The organism is Bacteroides sp. An51A, from assembly GCF_002161565.1.
GTDB classification, from domain to species: Bacteria; Bacteroidota; Bacteroidia; order Bacteroidales; family Bacteroidaceae; genus Phocaeicola; species Phocaeicola intestinalis.
In genome coordinates this window covers 92424-110046 of sequence record NZ_NFIC01000008.1, presented here as the reverse complement: position 1 = coordinate 110046, position 17623 = coordinate 92424, and the positions used below count along the sequence as shown (strand labels likewise).

Here is a 17623-nt window from a genome sequence, read left to right as displayed (position 1 = left end):
TTAATTCTTCATTCTTAATTCTTCATTTACCTTCAGTTCTTCCTTCAAAAACTTAGGCGTATAACCTTTCGGACTCAGTGCCACTTCTTCGGGCGTGCCGGTAGAAAGCACCTCACCTCCTCCCCTTCCGCCTTCGGGTCCCATATCAATGATATAATCCGCCATTTTAATGACGTCCAGGTTATGCTCAATGACAATCACCGTATTGCCCTTGTCCACCAGCCGGTTCAGCACGTTCATCAGTACCCGGATGTCTTCGAAGTGCAAGCCTGTGGTCGGCTCGTCCAGAATATACACGGTCTTGCCTGTATCGCGTTTCGAAAGTTCGGTGGCGAGCTTCACACGCTGGCTCTCGCCTCCCGACAAGGTGGTGGAGGGCTGTCCCAGCTTGATATAGCCCAACCCTACTTCCTGCAACACCTTAATCTTATTCAGAATCTGTGGCACGTTTTCGAAAAACTCTACCGCACGGTTGATGGTCATATCCAGCACATCAGCAATCGACTTTCCTTTGAAGCGCACCTCCAGAGTCTCGCGGTTGTACCGCTTGCCGTGGCACACCTCACAAGGCACCAGCACATCGGGCAAGAAATTCATCTCAATGGTCTTGTAACCGTTTCCTCCGCATGCCTCGCACCTGCCTCCTGACACATTAAACGAAAAGCGTCCGGGCTTGTATCCGCGCATCTTCGCTTCGGGAAGACTTACAAAGAGATTCCGGATATCGCTGAACACGCCCGTATAGGTAGCCGGATTGGAACGCGGCGTACGCCCCAACGGCGACTGGTCGACATTGACCACCTTATCGATGTATTCCAGCCCTTCGACGGCATCGTAAGGCAACGGGTCTTGCAACGAGCGGTAGAAATGTTGCGAGAGAATGGGCTGCAAGGTATCATTAATCAACGTAGACTTGCCGCTTCCGGAAACCCCGGTCACGCAAATCAGCTTGCCCAACGGGAATTCCACATCGACATGCTTCAGGTTGTTTCCCCTCGCTCCCCGAATCCAAAGCGATTTCCCGTTTCCTTCCCGGCGCTTGGCAGGCACTTCGATTCTCATTTGCCCGTTAAGGTATTGCGAGGTCAGCGTACTGGTCTTCAGCATCTCAGCTGGGGTTCCGGCGAAGACCACTTCCCCACCCAGCCGTCCGGCTTTCGGTCCCATATCGACAACATAATCAGCCGCAAGCATCATGTCCTTGTCGTGCTCTACCACAATGACGGTATTTCCCAAGTCGCGCAATTCCTTCAACGAATTTATCAGGCGGATATTGTCGCGCTGGTGAAGCCCGATGCTCGGCTCGTCAAGAATATACAACACGTTTACCAGTTGCGACCCTATCTGCGTGGCAAGGCGGATGCGCTGGCTCTCGCCTCCCGAAAGGCTGACCGAAGAACGGTTGAGCGACAGGTAATCCAACCCCACATCCAGCAGGAACTTCAGGCGGGTACGGATTTCTTTCAAGATTTCCGCTGCAATCAGGCGCTGCTTCTCTTCCAGAAAAGGCTCCACATGCTGCAGCCATGCATACAGCTCGCTGATGTCCATCGTTGCCAATTGATAGATATTCTTATCGTGAATGCGGAAATGCAACGCCTCCTTATTCAGCCGCGCCCCCTTGCATTCGGGACATACATCGGTCTTGGCAAACTGGTCCGCCCATTTCTGTGCGGTAGCCGAAGCATCACGGTCCTGCATCAGCTGGATATATTTGACAATTCCCTCGTACGTCACAAAATAATCGGACGAAGCATGTATCAGGGACTCTTTTATCTTCAAACGTTCGTCGCATCCGTACAATATCTCGTTAATGGCATCCTCGGGCAACTGGTTGACCGGCGTCTTCAGATTTGCATCATACCGTTCGAGCAAGGCATCGATTTGCCAGAATATCATGCCATTCTTATACTTTCCCAGGGGAGCAATCGCCCCTTCGTAGACCGAGAGGGAACGGTTGGGAATCACTTTGTCCACATCTATCAGATTGACGTAACCCAATCCCTTGCAACGCGGGCACGCACCCTGAGGCGAATTGAAAGAGAAATTATGAGGAGCCGGCTCCTTGTACGAAAGTCCCGTGACGGGACACATCAGCCGCTTGCTGTAATGGCGTACGTTTTCGGTCTGCGCATCGAGTATCATCAGCAGCCCGTCACCCTGCTGCATCGCCGTAGCCACGCTCTGTTTCAAGCGTTTTTCCTCTTTGTCCGTCACCACGGTCTTATCGATAACCACCTCGATATCATGGTTCTTATAACGGTCCAGCTTCATGCCATGCACGATTTCCTTCACCTCTCCGTCGACCCGCACATACAGGTAGCCTTTCTTCCGCACCTGTTCGAAAAGTTCTTTATAATGCCCCTTCCGAGTACGCACCAACGGTGCCAGGATATAAATCCGTTTTCCTTTATAGTCGCGCCGGATAAGGTCGAGAATCTGTTCTTCGGTATACTTCACCATCTTTTCGCCCGACAAATACGAATAGGCTACTCCGGCACGCGCAAAGAGCAGACGCAAGTAGTCGTAAATCTCGGTAGTGGTACCTACGGTAGAACGAGGATTCTTATTCGTGGTTTTCTGCTCAATGGAGATCACCGGACTCAACCCCGTAATCTTATCCACATCGGGCCGCTCCATTCCTCCCAGGAAATTGCGGGCATATGCCGAAAAGGTTTCGATGTAACGACGTTGTCCCTCGGCAAAGATAGTGTCAAAAGCCAACGATGACTTCCCGCTCCCACTCAGACCTGTAATGACCGTCAGGCTGTCGCGGGGTATATCTACATCTATATTCTTCAAGTTGTGCACACGGGCACCCTCTACACTGAGCGTTTGGTTTTCTTCTTTCATACTTAACAGGTGATATATCCTCGCAAAGATATAAAAACCTTACCGAACTGCCATACTCCGCAAAGAAAAAGTAACAAATGCCGCAAGGCTTTTCATACCTTCCTACATGAGATGGTTGCGGAATTCAGATTACTTTTTGATAATCGTTTTTTATTTTATACTATGAGCAGTATGAATTTGTACAAATGTCCGCATCTTGCCAATTATACTTTGCGCGGTATGAAATTGTGCATTTTCTCACCACAGAACACAGAGTCTTTTAAGAAGCTGTTTTGAATTTCTCCAAAAAGTTTTTCTTGGCTTGATGTATCCGTTTTCGTGTGTGCTTTGGGCGATAAATTCAAAACAGCTTCTTAAACATCACCTAAAGCCCTTGCCTTTTCGCCTCTTCCCAGATAGCGTCCATCTCTTCCAATGACATATCCGTCAGTTTCCGTCCGGCTTTCAGCGTATGTTCTTCCAGATAGTTGAACCGGCGGATGAATTTCTGATTTGTCCGTTCCAAAGCATTATCGGGATTGATTTTATACAGACGTGCGGCATTGATAAGGCTGAACATTACGTCGCCGAACTCGGCTTCCGCCTTCTCCTTATCCATCGTAGCCACTTCCGATTCGAACTCGCTGATTTCTTCCTTCACCTTATCCCATATCTGCGTACGGTCTTCCCAATCAAATCCCACGTTACGCGCCTTGTCCTGAATGCGGTATGCTTTTATCAGTGAGGGCAATGCCTCGGGCACTCCGCTCAACACAGACTTGTTCCCGTCTTTTTCCTTCAGCTTGATTTGCTCCCAGTTCTCGGAAACCTGCTCTGCCGTGTCCGCCTTCACTTCGCCGAATACGTGTGGATGGCGGAATATCAGCTTGTCGCACAGGCGGTCGCACACGTCCTTGATGTCGAAATCGCCCGTCTCGCTTCCTATCTTGGCATAGAACACCACGTGAAGCAACACGTCGCCCAATTCCTTGCAAATGTTTTTCTTGTCGTCCTTCATCAGAGCGTCGCACAACTCATACACTTCTTCTATCGTGTTGGGACGCAAACTCTCGTTGGTCTGCTTCCGGTCCCACGGGCACTTTACCCGCAACTCGTCGAGCACATCGAGCAACCGCCCGAAGGCTTCTATCTTTTCTTCTCTTGTATGCATATACCTATCATTTTAGCGTCTGCAAAAGTAAGGAAAAGCTTCGGAAAAACCTATTGCGGATTTAAAAAAGTCAGAGGGAATTAGGGGGAGTTAAGGAGTTAGAAGGAGTTAAGGAGTTAGAAGGAGTTAAGGAGTTAAGCCAATACTTTTACTGATGTTTCCACCAACAAAGCTATTGACTTAACTCCTTAACTCCTTCTTAACTTCTTAACTCCTTAACTCCCGATTGACATGAATCAGAAAGACAATCCGTCGTTCCAACCCGGGTTCTGAGTCAGATTCGGATTCAGCGACCGTTCGTTGATAGGTATCGGATACAGGTAATCACGCTCTTCATTGAAAGCCGTACGTACAATATCGTGATGATAATCGATATACCCATGATCGCCTTCCGACAGAATAATGTCCGACCCAATCTGATATACCTGCGCATCTGGCACTTCGGGTTCAGTATCGCCTTCATCATACAAAACCACGTCAATCTGACCGTCGCCGCTCAAGTCGTATTCACCTGCGCCGGGGAAATACATGCCCATAATAGACTGGTTGATGCAGGCACCCGCTTTCCAGCGCACCAAGTCATCGAAACGGAAACCTTCCTGAGTCAACTCAATGGCACGCTCGCGACGGATTTCCAAGATAACCCCTTGATTGCTTCCGGTCACATTGGTATAGCCGTAATCGGCAGACGACAGGTAACTATCGGGATTTGCATTAGCCTGAGCCATATCCAAATGCGGCATACCTACGCGGTCACGGATTTCATTCACCGACTTATCCAAGTCTTCTTGCGTCAATGTTCCCAGTTCTGCCTTAGCCTCAGCAAAATTCAGCATGACTTCAGCCAGACGGAATACAGGAAGGTCGCAGGTAGAACGGTCGTTACGGTCTACCTGACCGCCCGAAGCCGACGGGTCTTGCACATATTTTATCGGCTGGTATCCTGTTACACTAACCGATAAATCGGGAGCCAGGATGTCTGTCTGTCCGATACGGTGATACCCCGGAGTACGGATGCTTTGTGCCAGACGCGGGTCGCGGTCTTTCACTTCTTCGGTAAACGGCATGGTTTCCCATCCTTCACGGTCGGTAAAACGTGTTCCGTCTTTCATCAGATACGTATTGACAAGCTTACGGGTCAGGCCCGGACGTCCTTGGGTGGGCACCAATGTATGTGCCGTCGCATTGTGGTAAACGCTCATGCCGTAATCGAACTTGATGGCAAGGATGTATTCATCGGGATTGGCATCTTCTTCGGCAAAAAGCATCAGATAGTCTTCTTCCGGATTATCGGTCGAATACAAATGATATTCACCGCTATTAATCAATTCTTCCGCCGCATCCGCTGCCTGTTGCAGATAATACGCATAATCATTCCCCTCCAAAGTCAGGTTATGATATTTCCGGTATGTACCTTCGTACAGACAGAAGCGGGACTTCAACGCCAGTGCCGCCCAGCGGTTTACACGGAAAGGACTGCTGGTCTCTTCCTCCTTGGTAGGCAGGTTCTCGATAGCATAATCGATGTCGGCAAGCATATTGGTCATCACCAGTTCGCGCGAATCGCGTGCCTTGTACAGGTCGGGGTCATCCGAAAACAATTCCTTGTCATACCAAGGCACATCGCCGAAACGCTTTACCTTATCATAATAGAAGTAGGCACGGAAGAAACGTGCCAACGCCGTATATTTCACAGCCGCTTCCGCATCTTCACATTTGTCTACATTGCCCAGCAAGGTATTGACACTACGCAACGCCGTCCAGCTCCATCCTCCCCCGCTGGCAGGAACGATGCGGTTTTCTCCGCCCAACATCTCGTCGGAAAGTTCTTGCTGTACATACACATCGCTCTGCTCGTCATACGGTGATTTATTCAGGATACTGTTATAAAAACCGTTGCTGAAAAGCTGCAGGTCGGTCTCTGTCCTGAAATAATTTTCTTCCGTTATATCACTCAAAGGGCTTTTATCTATCCAGTCGTCACACGATGAAAGTCCGGCAAACAATGCAAGCGCTATAAAGATATTTCTATTTTTCATAATCGTTTTTTCTCTTCTGTTTAAAAATTCATGTTAGAAAGTGACATCGATACCGAACAGGAATGACTTCTGCCACGGATAGAATGCATTGTTGTAAGCTCCGCTCCGGTCGATAGCACCTTCAGGGTCGACATACTTCGAATGTTTCTTCAACGGAGACCAATAGCAGAGGTTTTCACCCGTAAAATATACGCGTACTGACTCTATGCCGGCTTTCTGCGTCCACTGTTGCGGCAAGGTATACCCTACAGTCAGATTCTTGAAACGCAGGTAACGTATATTCTGCAAATAACGGTCGTTTACATTGCTCAGCACACCGCCTGATGCCGAATAAGCCATTGCACGCGGGAAATAAGCATCTGTATTATCTGTGGACCATACGTCTTTCAAGAAATCTTTCTGCAAGAAAGACAAGTACGGATAAGAGTAAGCCCCCCAGAAAGGCATGGATTCTCCGTCGGGATACCAATAATGGTTACCTGTCCCCTGGAAGAATGCCGATACATCAATGCCGTTCCAACGCACGCTTGCCGTAATACCGTAAGAAAGCGAAGGCAACGAATTACCGAGTATCTTACGGTCGCCCGGAGCATTCACATTATTGCTTCCGATATTTACCTTATTGTCACCATTCAAATCGACAAACTTCACGTCGCCTGCCTGCCAGCCTCCGGTTTGTCCATTCAATACATAAGTCAAGTCTACTTGGTCGGCGTATGCCTGTGCTTCTTCATCGGTTTGGAAAAGCCCGTCGGTCACGAATCCCCAGATTTCACCGATTTCCATACCTTCATAAAAGTCTCGGGCAAAAGTCTTGTCCTGATTATCATATTTCGTAACAATGCTCTTGTAGTCACTCAGGTTAACCCCGATGCTGTACTCAAACGGTTTGCCTCCCAGCGTCAACTGGTCATGCCAGTTCAAGGTGATTTCGTATCCTTTCGTACGCAAGTCGGCAGCATTCATCTCCGGCATACTCGCTCCATATACAGAAGGCAGTTCCACACCGTCGGTCAACATATCGCGGGTATCACGTATATAACCGTCTACCGTCAAGTTCAAGCGGTTGCCCAGCATCGTCAAGTCGAAACCGAAGTCCCATTGTTGGGCGGTTTCCCATGTCATGTCCGAAGCAATCGGAGCACCCAACGTAGAATATTTGGGCAATACGCTTCCTTCACCAAACGTATAATTCAGATTGGCGATAGATACCAGACGCGCGAAGGTGTAATAAGAAGACACATTCTGATTGCCCAGGCTACCGAAAGAAGCCCTGATTTTCAAGTTGTCAACCAAACGGCGTGCAGGCAGGAAGAAAGGCTCTTCCGAAATGCGCCATCCTACAGAAGCCGAAGGAAAGAATCCCCAGCGGTTGCCTTTCGCAAAACGGGAAGTACCGTCGTAACGCCCGCTCACTTCGAACAGGTAACGGCTCTTGTAATCGTAGTTGATACGGCCGAAGATACCTAACAAAGCGTACTCGTTCTGTCCGCCGCCTACACCGGTAATGGTAGCACCCTCGGCATTCTGACCTACCAAGTCCAAATCGTCCAGGTCAGCAGATACCAGGTTTTCACCGTATGCCGAAATGTTTTTGCTCTTCCATGCTTCGTAGTTCATACCGGCTACTACGGTCAAATGATGCGCATCGTTGAACGTATCGGTATAATTACCGAAGATGTTCGTCGAATAATAATTGCTCGTATTCACCGATTCATCCAAACGGTTGGCACCGGCACCGGTAGCATACGAAAGCAGTTCGCCATCGGGATATTCACGGTAATACATCGGATTGGAACGGCTTGTATTGCGTGTCTGATACAAACGGTATGTGAAGTCGCCCGTAAAGCTCAGTTCTTTTATCGGAGAATAAACCAAACGGGTTGTATTCGAAAAGTCTGTACCACGCTCTACATTGCGGTGTGAATCTTCGCCCAACAGAATATGACGGCCATTTGCCACCTTATAATTCAGATAAGGTGTACTATACAACCACGAACCATCGGGATTCTTCTGCGGGAAACAAGCCAAAGCGTGGCGGGCACTGTATGCCAAGGTATTTTCTACACTGCCATCGCCCAAGTAGCTGTATTGCGAACTGTAGAACGACGTATTGTTCGACATCGTAAACCACTTATTAATCCGGAAGTCAATCTTCGAGCGTAAGTTGTATTTCCGGTACACATCCGGGTTTTCACGCAAGATACCGGTCTGCTTGTCGAATGAACCAGACAAATAATACTTGATATCGTCTTTTCCGCCGCTGACAGAAAGGTTGTGCTGCTGCATCGGACGATTATCGCGGTACAATTCGTGCCACCAGTCGTGGTTTCCATAATATACCCACTGGCGGCGTCCGTTACGTACGTCTTCTACCACCCACGGGCGGTCGGGGTTCTCGGTCTTGTCGTTCACACGGTTCAGCAACTCCTGCATGTCCTGGTCTGTATAATCGACATACAATGTACCCGAATTGGCTTGCCAGAACTTGTTGATAGTATATACCGACCAATAACCGGTCGTTTCGTAGTCGGTAGAAGTGGTAGGTGCCTGCCAGCCGAAACGGCCGCTATAATGCACCGTAGCTTTCCCGTCTTTAGCAGCTCCGGACTTGGTAGTCACCAAAATCACACCAAAGGCTGCACGTGCACCGTAAATAGCGGCAGCCGATGCGTCTTTAATTACGGAGATTGATTCTACATCGTTGGGATTGATACGGTCTATCTCGCCTACCGCACCGTCTATCAACACCAGCGGTTCGGCATCGTTGATAGAAGTCACACCACGCACATTGATAGTAGCCGAGCTTCCCGGTACGCCCGAAGAAGTGGTTACGTTCAAACCAGCCACCGTACCTTGCAGCATATTGCTGAGCGAAGTCGTCACGCGGTGTTCCAGTTCATCTCCGTTCACCGTAGATACAGCTCCCGTAAGATTTACTTTCTTCTGCTTGCCATATCCCACAACCACGGTCTCATTCAACAAAACCGCATCCTCACTCAGATGCACCGTAACACTTTTCTGATTGGGTGCCACCGTCACTTTTTGTGCGGCAAAACCTACATACGATACATTCAAAGTGACCTTTCCTTGTGGCACCTGAATCGAAAATGTACCATCCACATCGGTTATCGCTCCGATAGTAGAACTTTCAACCGCAACCGTCACCCCAATAAGAGGTTCATCGTTTGCATCCAACACTTTTCCCGATATGGTCCGGTTCTGTGCAGAAAGCGTCACATTGCTTCCCGCCAAGACCAATATCAGGAACAAAACTACAGATTGTAATGTTCTCATTATTTATTGGTTAAGAATGTGTATTTACACGAAAAATAACAGCCTTCAAGGATGTCACAGGCTGATAGTCTGTGTATAGACTTCGCCGAAACGGTTGGTAAACTCTATTTTGATTTGTCTGGCACCATCGGAAGGCATGGCACGGAACAGGTGAGCCGTAGGTTCAGCCTGGCTGCGGTCTTTCAGTTGTGAAGCACGCTCTTCATCCGAACCGACAAACTGTTCCATATCCCCCATCGGCTTGCCATCCTGATACCATACCACACGGCAAGCACTGTCCCAGTCCCAGACATTGGCTACCACAAAACTGCTTTGAGCCGTAAACTCTCCTTTATTATATATACGGAACTGATAAGCGAAATCGCGGCGCGTTGCCTTGTAATGCCATTTCACATTATCGCCATCTACATCTACATCTACTACCATATAGCCATTGGGCGCACCACACTGGTTTACCCAGCCAGCCCACCAGCCGCCACAGGCTGCGCCGATATTGTGCTCGTAAAGCGTAGGCGTCACTTCGTTGTTTTGGAAAAAATGCGTATGACCGGAAAACACATGCACCTTATAATCTTTCAGCACCTCTTTCAGAGCGTCTGCGTTACGGACATTTCCGCCCGGCGACACTTTATTCCATACCGGCGCATGCAGGTTCAAGATAACCAGACTTCCTTTCGGCACATAACTTAAATCCTTCTTCAGCCATTCCAACTGCTGCCCTGTAAGGCTTTCTACATAATTCTTCCCGCCCACATAGTTGATGTCTTTCATCGTTACAATGTGCGCCTTACCGATATTAAACGAATAATCGGTGGGACCGAAATAGCTTCCGTATATCCTTTCACCGTATACCGGAGTGCCCATCGCCATATTGTGAAGGTCTTGGTATTGCTTATCGAAATCGTGGTTTCCGATGCATTGGAAGAAAACAGCACCGGTATTTTTTACCGACTCTTGATATTCATCGAACAAAGGCATGTTGTCCCACACCAAATCGCCCAAGGTCATGGCAACCACTTCACGCGTCTGCTTTAAAGAATCGATAACTTCTTTCAAATCGGGTACCGTTTCCTGACGCCAGCGTTTCAGTTGTTTTTCATTTTTTACCTGAGGATCCGATATGGCTATATAATGGAAACGTCCGTCTGCTTGCTTCCGCTTCTCCAATACGAAATCATACTTTCCGCCTGCTTGAGCCAAGTCACGTACCGCAATATAATGTCCTGTAGCCAACCCGTCCTGCTGTGGCAAAACATACGCAGCCGGAGTAGATATTGCTACAAATTTACTGATTGTCGTATCCGAATTCAATGCCCATGCTCCCAGCTTGTCTGTCTTGGTAAAATGCACACCGTCATTTACCACCACACCAGGTATTCCCTTACCGCTTTGGTCTGTCACCTTCCCATTGAAACGCAACATTGCTTCCTGAGCACCTGAAGCCAGGCACATACCACAAAAGAAAGCACTAATAATTAAAGATTTACCATCCATCTTTACTTTTGATTTTATAAATTTAATCTAGTTTTGTTTACGAAAGCAAAAGTAAACCTGTGGCATTTCAAATCAGTTACACCTTAATGACATTACTATGTGAGAACAAAGACAAAACCAATACAAACAAAAAATGCATACCTGAACCCATGACAAGGATTCAAGTATGCATTTTGATGAACATAAGTGAGTGAACCGTTTCACATAAGTAAGTCGGGCGTTTCACATAAGTAAATCAGGTCGATCACTTATGTTCGTTCGAGGGAGCTTTTTAACCATCAAGCCCAAAAAACTTTTTAGAGAAATTCAAAACTGTTTCTTGGTAGTCAGATGTTCTGGAGATGCAGTTCCAAGTGAAATCCTACTACAGCTTCAATACCCCGGCGGAAGATGTCAAGCCGGAAGTTTTCGTTGGGCGAATGGATGGCATCGCTTTCCAGCCCGAATCCCATCAAGATGGTTTTGATACCCAATATCCGTTCGAAATCACTGATAATGGGAATACTCCCTCCACGTCGTACCGCCAGCGGCTTTTTACCGAATGCCTGGGTAAATCCTTTTTCGGCAGCCTGATAAGCTGGATGCGAGATAGGGCATACATAACCCTCGCCGCCATGCATCGGAGTGACTTTGACCTGTACGTAGTCGGGGGCGATGGCATGGATGTAGTCGGTAAATAGACGTGAGATGGTTTCGTGGTTCTGGTGAGGGACAAGCCGGCACGACACTTTAGCGTATGCTTTTGATGGAAGAACTGTTTTCGAACCTTCGCCGGTATAACCTCCCCAAATGCCACAGATGTCGAACGAAGGGCGGCAACTGTTCCGCTCAAGGGTGGAATAACCTTTCTCACCTTTCAGTGCACGTACACCGATGGCTGCCTTGTAGGCTTCTTCATCAAAAGGAATGCTGGCTATCATTTGACGCTCGGCTTCCGGAACAGGCTCTACATCATCATAGAAATGCGGGATGGCAATGTGTCCGTCATCATCGGTTATCTGTGAAAGAAGATTGCATAGCACATTGATGGGGTTTGCCACCGCTCCGCCGAAATGTCCCGAATGCAGGTCGCGGTTAGGACCAGTCACTTCGATTTCCCAATAAGCAAGTCCCCGAAGACCGGTTGTGAGCGAAGGAGTGTCTGCACCCAGCATACTGGTATCCGACACCAGGGTAACATCGGCACGGAGCAATTCGCGGTGTTCGTTGAGGAAAGCATTCAGGCTGGGCGAGCCAATTTCTTCTTCGCCTTCGAAGATAAATTTCACATTGTGACGAAGTAACCCTTCGCGTACGAGGTACTCGAAAGCCTTTACTTGAATCATTGCCTGTCCTTTGTCGTCATCGGCACCACGTGCCCAAATACGTCCTTCGCGTATCTCTGGTTCAAACGGTTGGCTTTGCCATAGCTCGAGTGGTTCGGCAGGCATTACGTCATAATGTGCATAAACAAGCACTGTAGGAGCCTGAGGGTCAATGCATTTTTCGGCATATACCAACGGGTTGCCTTCCGAAGGCATAATCATTGCCTTATCGGCTCCTGCTTCAAGGAGGAGCTGGCGCCAGCGTTCGGCACAGGCAAGCATGTCTTTTTTGTGTTCCGGCAGGGCACTGATGCTGGGGATGCGTATCAGGCTGAACAGTTCATCGAGGAACCGTTTTTCGTTTTCTTGAATGTATTGTTTGATTTCCATGGTTGTGCGTATTTTCATCACAGATGGCACAGCTGAAAATAACATCAAGCCTATTTGATTTCGGTGCCGTCTGTGGAGGTTTTATCATAATCGGGTAGTTTTGTTCAGTAAGTAGTAATCAAGCAGGGTCATTGCCGCCATCGCTTCTACTATGGGAACGGCACGGGGCAAGACGCAAGGGTCGTGACGCCCACGGGCTTTCAGTATGGTTTCATTTCCGTTCTTGTCTACTGTAGGTTGTTCCATCAGAACAGTGGCTACAGGTTTGAATGCAACGCGGAAATAAATATCTTCACCGTTGCTGATACCTCCCTGGATGCCCCCCGAGCGGTTGGTACGCAGGGCAATGTGTCCGTCTTGGTTGTAAAACAGGTCATTTTGCTGGCTGCCTTTCCATTCCATATTGCTGAATCCTTGTCCGTATTCGAAACCTTTGGCAGCATTGATACTTAACATTGCACTGCCAAGGGCTGCATGGAGTTTCCCGAATACAGGTTCACCCAATCCGGCAGGACATCCCTGGATAACACAGGTCACCACGCCTCCCAGTGTATCACCTTCTCCTTTCGTACGGAAAATAAGTTCTTCCATCTGTTGTGCCAGCTTGGGGTCGGGACACCGTACAGGATTACTTTCAGTAAGGTTCAGGTCGTAGTGCGTATAGTCTTCATTCAGTTTCAATGCACCTACCTGTGAGGTGAATGCCGTGATGCGTATGCCTATTTCCTTAAGGGCTAGCTTAGCAAGTGCTCCCGCTACCACCCGTGCTATGGTTTCACGTGCCGAAGAACGTCCTCCGCCACGGTGGTCACGCACACCGTACTTCTGGAAATAGGTAAAGTCGGCATGCGAAGGACGGAACACGTCCTTCATATTGTCGTAATCAGAAGAATGCTGGTTGGTGTTCCACACGACAAATCCGATGGGGCACCCGGTAGATACACCTTCGTAAATACCAGAAAGGAACTCTACGGCATCGGGTTCTTTACGGCCGGTGGTAATGGTTGATTGTCCCGGTCGGCGTCGGTTTAATTCTTGTTGCACAAAGTTTTCGTCAATAGCAATACCGGCGGGAAATCCGTCAATGACACCACCGATGGCTTTGCCGTGCGATTCGCCAAAGCTGGTCAGTCTGAATATGTTTCCAAAAATGTTGCTCATAAGTAGATAAGTTTATTCGTTCGTTAGAGGCTGCTTCTGTGAACTCTTGTGTCTCTTTTCTGTTCTTAGGTTTTCATGTCAGAATTTACTTCCGGCTCCTCCACCTCCGAAATCTCCACCTCCAAAGCTTCCGCCGCCGAAGTTTCCGCCGCTATGTCCACCTCCACCGAAGAACGGACCACCCAGAAAAGGCCAGCCATTTCCTCCACGATGATGGAAATCATCGTCATCACGTATACGACGCTGTTTACGCACTACGTTTCCACAATGTCTGCATACGTAAGTCACTTCGTCGGTGTGATAGCCTGCTGTCCGCGAAAGGGTCTGCACAGAGACTTGCCGGAGGGTGTGTTTATGACATTTCGGACAGCGTTTGCGCTGGCGTGCATTCAGCCATAAGAACAAAGGTACTAAGATAAAACAGCAAAAGAAAATGCTGAACAAAAGAAAAGTATCATCGTCTTCTGGAGCTTGAAGCGGTTCGCCTGTCCCGTTCAGCTGGGCGCGTATGGCATGGATGCCTGCCAGCATACCTGCATCCCAGTTGCCATCCTTGAAGTAGGGATTCATGTAACGCACCTGTATTTGCTTACATGTGGCGTCAGGCAGGTCGCCTTCGATTCCGTATCCTGTGGCAAACTGTATGCATCGTTCGCCTGTAACGAGCAGGACGACCAACCCGTTGTCTGTCTCTTTTTGTCCTATCCCGTTTTCCCGTCCCAGCCGGTAAGCAAAGTCAAAGCAGTCTCCTCCTTCTATTTGCCCTACAGCTACCACAAGGGTTTGTATTCCTGTTTCATGCTCAAGGGCATAAAGAGTAGAGTCGATGGCACTTACTACAGCAGGGCTTAAGATACCATCGGGGTTGCTCACGTAGCGGCGTGCGTCTTTCAGATGCACCAAAGGGATGTCTTCTACTTTGTAGATGCGGCTTTGCGCTTCTGCCAAGGCAAAAGACAGAAACAGGAAACCGAGCAGAAACAGTTTTTTCATACGCAGAAATTAAAACTTTACTTCGGGCGCTTTCTCACTCCCTTCTTCTGCTTCAAAATAAGGACGTTTCTCGAATCCGAACATGCTGGCAAAGATGTTCTTGGGAAACCGGCGTATGGTAGTATTGAATTTGCGGGCTGTTTCGTTGAATTTACGCCGCTCTACGCTGATACGGTTCTCTGTACCTTCTAATTGAGCCTGAAGGGTCTGGAAGTTTTCGTTCGCCTTCAGTTCGGGATAATTTTCAGTTACGGCAAGCAGGCGTCCCAGTGCACTTCCTATCTCGCCTTGAGCACGTTGGTAGGCAGCCAGCTTTTCAGGGGTCAGGTCATCGATGTCAACCGACATTTGGGTAGCTTTGGCACGTGCCGATACTACGGCATCAAACGTTTCTTTTTCATGTGCGGCATATCCTTTGACGGTGCTTACAAGGTTAGGAATCAGGTCAGAGCGCCGCTGGTATTGATTTTCCACGTTGCTCCATGCCGTCCCGACTTCCTCTTCCTGTGCCACCATCGAGTTGTATGATGAAACACTGTATCCTATCAGTACGACAAGAATCACGATTACGATAATCCACGTTTTTTTCATAAGATGCATTTTTTGTTTTTTGATTCATATTTTCGGCAAACATACGAAAAATTTCAATAATTGCCAATGAATCGCTGATAATTGTCATGTACATCGTGGCTAACTATGGCTATTCATCAAGGCATTGGTTTCAGCTACCAAGCCCGCAAGATGGATAACGGCTTCTTCTGATTCTCTTTTTGTCTTTCGCTTCGTATGAGACATAAAAGGCAGAGCCGGCGCGCATCCCTGCGAACCGGCTCTTGGATTACTAATTTAAGTAAAATGTGCGGGGACGCTTCCCCGCGATAGAGATTTATCTTTAGTTTCTTCTTTTTAGTTGACGAGGGTTTGGCTGATTACTTTAGGTTTAGCGTAAACGTATAATAATTGTTGGCATACAATGTGTAAATACGATCCGCCTCATCGGGTGCGCTTGTTCCTAAGGTGACACTCCATGTCTTATCCCCAGAAGTTACGGTCACTTTTGTCGCATGGTCTTCTCCCGAACAGATGTTGGGAGCGATGTAATAGTAAAATTCTTGCGAAGCTTCTGAGGCTATGCTTGTAAAACTGTCGCTAAAACCTTCACTGGTATAAGCGTCATCGGGCAATGCTTCCTGATTGATACGCGGATAAACGTATGCCCTTGTAGGCACATTTTCCAATGCGACGGTTCCGCCTGCCAATGCAGCATCGGTCTGATTGTTTACCACTAAATTGATGCGGGTCATCATGCGGCACAGCAATGCCGAAAGCACCTGACCGTCTCCGGTGACATTGCCTTGCCAATACCCACACATGGGCATACGGTCGCGCAGGGAAAGGTCATTGCTTGCCTGTACATCCAGCAGCATCCGTTGGAATGCGGGAAAGTTGTTCGGCCAGGAAATCGTGGGGTCATCGGTGTTGACTACTAAGCAAACCGTACTGTTTTGTGCCGCTATCAGGGTGGCTTCAAAGTCTTCTACATACAAGCCCGATTCACCTTCCCGTGGATAATATTTTGTTTCCGTATCGAGCAAGATGCCGTTCTCGTTGAACTGCAATACCCAAATGTCATAGATCAGGTTTTCCACTTCGGGCAAATGGGGAGCCGACGCACGGGTGTCCGTTCCTTCTGCCGGAAGCATACCAAGCGAGAACCGGACGTTGACCTCTTTCCCTATATTGGCATTACTTGGCATTTCCGTTTGTTCGCATCCTGTTCCTATACACACTAACAGGCACAACAGGATGTATTTCGTTAGTTTATCTTTCATGTTTGTATGCTTTGTGCTTTTTTAATTTCCTATTATATCGGTAGTCCACGACTGGTTTTGCCAGGTGACCACACTGATTTGTCCGTCTTCTACATTTACCGTCCAATCGAAATTATACGAACGGGCATGCAGCAGGTGCGTTTCGTTCACCAATGTCATGTATTGGGTAGGCACGCCGTTGACTGCCATGTTTATCAATACAGCGACTGGGGTAGACATCGTAAGCGTAGGCAATACGCCTATATCGCCGGTTAAGGCTCCATCCGTCTCCGTCTCTATTTCTGAGCCAGGCAATGTCACCCACGAACGTTTATCTCCCATGCGCATGACCAATGTGTCAGCGATGTTTTCCGAACTCCAATTATATTGCAATTGCCCCTCTTCTCCGTGATTGAAAGGATTCTGCAATCCGCTTATCTCAATGCCGGCTTCCAGCGGTTCCAAGGTGTAGACCCCTGTACCTTTATGGATAGTAAAAGTGAAGCGTGCCACTTGGCTGATGATGGGGTTCAGTTTAATGTATTGCACTCCCGATGTATTTACTTCGATGGGAATAGGTTGGGAATATGTTTCCTCGTACCTTCCGTCAGTAGAGTAGAGATACATGCCATTATCAATGTTCATCTTCAGGTCTGTAGAAACCGGATATGCCGGCGAAATCATCTTGAACTTGTATGTGCCTGCTTCCAAGTAGAGAGGCGCGCCTATTTCTTCCGCATTGATTTCGAGCTTGCCATTCACTTCTTGGGTCGTACAAGGATAAAGCGTATTATACCCTCCGGTGGTTGTCCCCACTACATATCCCTGCAAGTTGGGCGTACCGTAAGTAGTTCCATCATCATCATTCCGTTTAGCATAACTAAGCCACAACGTGCTGCCTACGGGCAATAATTCTTCTTCGGCCGGCAGAGGTAAAGCATGCCACTCTTCTTCTGCATCGGGTAGATTGTCCGCCCTCGATTGCACACCGGAAACACCGATGCCATAAGTACCGGGCAATTGGAACTCTACCTGCACCTTGCCATCGGGTACAGATACAGGAGTATTTTCTTCGGGGCTGCAAGCTATCAGCATTCCCGTCAGGATTCCTATGATGATTGTTCTCTTCAT

The 17623-nt window shown here is 48.3% G+C and carries 11 protein-coding genes; all 11 read right to left on the bottom strand.

Going from position 1 to position 17623, the window contains the following annotated elements; all coding sequences use genetic code 11:
• Positions 1 to 2853, bottom strand: coding sequence for an excinuclease ABC subunit UvrA (gene uvrA / locus B5G04_RS15720; protein WP_087398005.1), 2853 nt, complete (start codon positions 2851 to 2853; stop codon positions 1 to 3).
• 364 nt (positions 2854 to 3217) lie between these two features.
• A complete protein-coding gene (gene mazG / locus B5G04_RS15715; protein WP_087398004.1) occupies positions 3218 to 4003 on the bottom strand; it encodes a nucleoside triphosphate pyrophosphohydrolase in 786 nt (261 codons plus the stop codon).
• Between the two features lie 236 nt (positions 4004 to 4239).
• Positions 4240 to 6042 (bottom strand): RagB/SusD family nutrient uptake outer membrane protein, encoded by a 1803-nt coding sequence (locus tag B5G04_RS15710; RefSeq protein WP_087398003.1) that lies wholly within the window; start codon positions 6040 to 6042, stop codon positions 4240 to 4242.
• Positions 6043 to 6075: 33 nt separating this feature from the next.
• A complete protein-coding gene (locus B5G04_RS15705) occupies positions 6076 to 9339 on the bottom strand; it encodes a TonB-dependent receptor (protein ID WP_087398002.1) in 3264 nt (1087 codons plus the stop codon).
• Between the two features lie 54 nt (positions 9340 to 9393).
• A complete protein-coding gene (locus B5G04_RS15700) occupies positions 9394 to 10833 on the bottom strand; it encodes a calcineurin-like phosphoesterase family protein (RefSeq protein WP_087398001.1) in 1440 nt (479 codons plus the stop codon).
• 326 nt (positions 10834 to 11159) lie between these two features.
• Complete coding sequence (locus B5G04_RS15695) at positions 11160 to 12527, bottom strand: dipeptidase (RefSeq protein ID WP_087210352.1); 1368 nt, start codon at positions 12525 to 12527, stop codon at positions 11160 to 11162.
• A gap of 84 nt (positions 12528 to 12611) precedes the next feature.
• Positions 12612 to 13688, bottom strand: coding sequence for a chorismate synthase (gene aroC, locus B5G04_RS15690; protein ID WP_087398000.1), 1077 nt, complete (start codon positions 13686 to 13688; stop codon positions 12612 to 12614).
• A gap of 78 nt (positions 13689 to 13766) precedes the next feature.
• Positions 13767 to 14681 (bottom strand): TPM domain-containing protein, encoded by a 915-nt coding sequence (locus B5G04_RS15685; RefSeq protein ID WP_087397999.1) that lies wholly within the window; start codon positions 14679 to 14681, stop codon positions 13767 to 13769.
• A 9-nt stretch (positions 14682 to 14690) separates the two neighbouring features.
• Entirely contained in the window at positions 14691 to 15272 is a 582-nt protein-coding gene (locus tag B5G04_RS15680; RefSeq protein ID WP_087210346.1) for a LemA family protein, read from the bottom strand.
• 338 nt (positions 15273 to 15610) lie between these two features.
• Entirely contained in the window at positions 15611 to 16513 is a 903-nt protein-coding gene (locus B5G04_RS15675; RefSeq protein WP_087397998.1) for a DUF4906 domain-containing protein, read from the bottom strand.
• A 21-nt stretch (positions 16514 to 16534) separates the two neighbouring features.
• Positions 16535 to 17623, bottom strand: a complete 1089-nt coding sequence (locus B5G04_RS15670; RefSeq protein ID WP_158100119.1) for a BF2992 family fimbrillin-A clan protein — start codon at positions 17621 to 17623, stop codon at positions 16535 to 16537.

Bases quoted from the DNA above. Each gene is read 5' to 3' on its own strand.
- B5G04_RS15705 (WP_087398002.1), bottom strand. From the start codon at position 9,339: ATGAGAACATTACAATCTGTAGTTTTGTTCCTGATATTGGTCTTGGCG.
- B5G04_RS15680 (WP_087210346.1), bottom strand. From the start codon at position 15,272: ATGAAAAAAACGTGGATTATCGTAATCGTGATTCTTGTCGTACTGATA.
- uvrA (WP_087398005.1), bottom strand. From the start codon at position 2,853: ATGAAAGAAGAAAACCAAACGCTCAGTGTAGAGGGTGCCCGTGTGCAC.
- B5G04_RS15710 (WP_087398003.1), bottom strand. From the start codon at position 6,042: ATGAAAAATAGAAATATCTTTATAGCGCTTGCATTGTTTGCCGGACTT.
- B5G04_RS15695 (WP_087210352.1), bottom strand. From the start codon at position 12,527: ATGGAAATCAAACAATACATTCAAGAAAACGAAAAACGGTTCCTCGAT.
- B5G04_RS15675 (WP_087397998.1), bottom strand. From the start codon at position 16,513: ATGAAAGATAAACTAACGAAATACATCCTGTTGTGCCTGTTAGTGTGT.
- aroC (WP_087398000.1), bottom strand. From the start codon at position 13,688: ATGAGCAACATTTTTGGAAACATATTCAGACTGACCAGCTTTGGCGAA.
- B5G04_RS15700 (WP_087398001.1), bottom strand. From the start codon at position 10,833: ATGGATGGTAAATCTTTAATTATTAGTGCTTTCTTTTGTGGTATGTGC.
- mazG (WP_087398004.1), bottom strand. From the start codon at position 4,003: ATGCATACAAGAGAAGAAAAGATAGAAGCCTTCGGGCGGTTGCTCGAT.
- B5G04_RS15670 (WP_158100119.1), bottom strand. From the start codon at position 17,623: ATGAAGAGAACAATCATCATAGGAATCCTGACGGGAATGCTGATAGCT.
- B5G04_RS15685 (WP_087397999.1), bottom strand. From the start codon at position 14,681: ATGAAAAAACTGTTTCTGCTCGGTTTCCTGTTTCTGTCTTTTGCCTTG.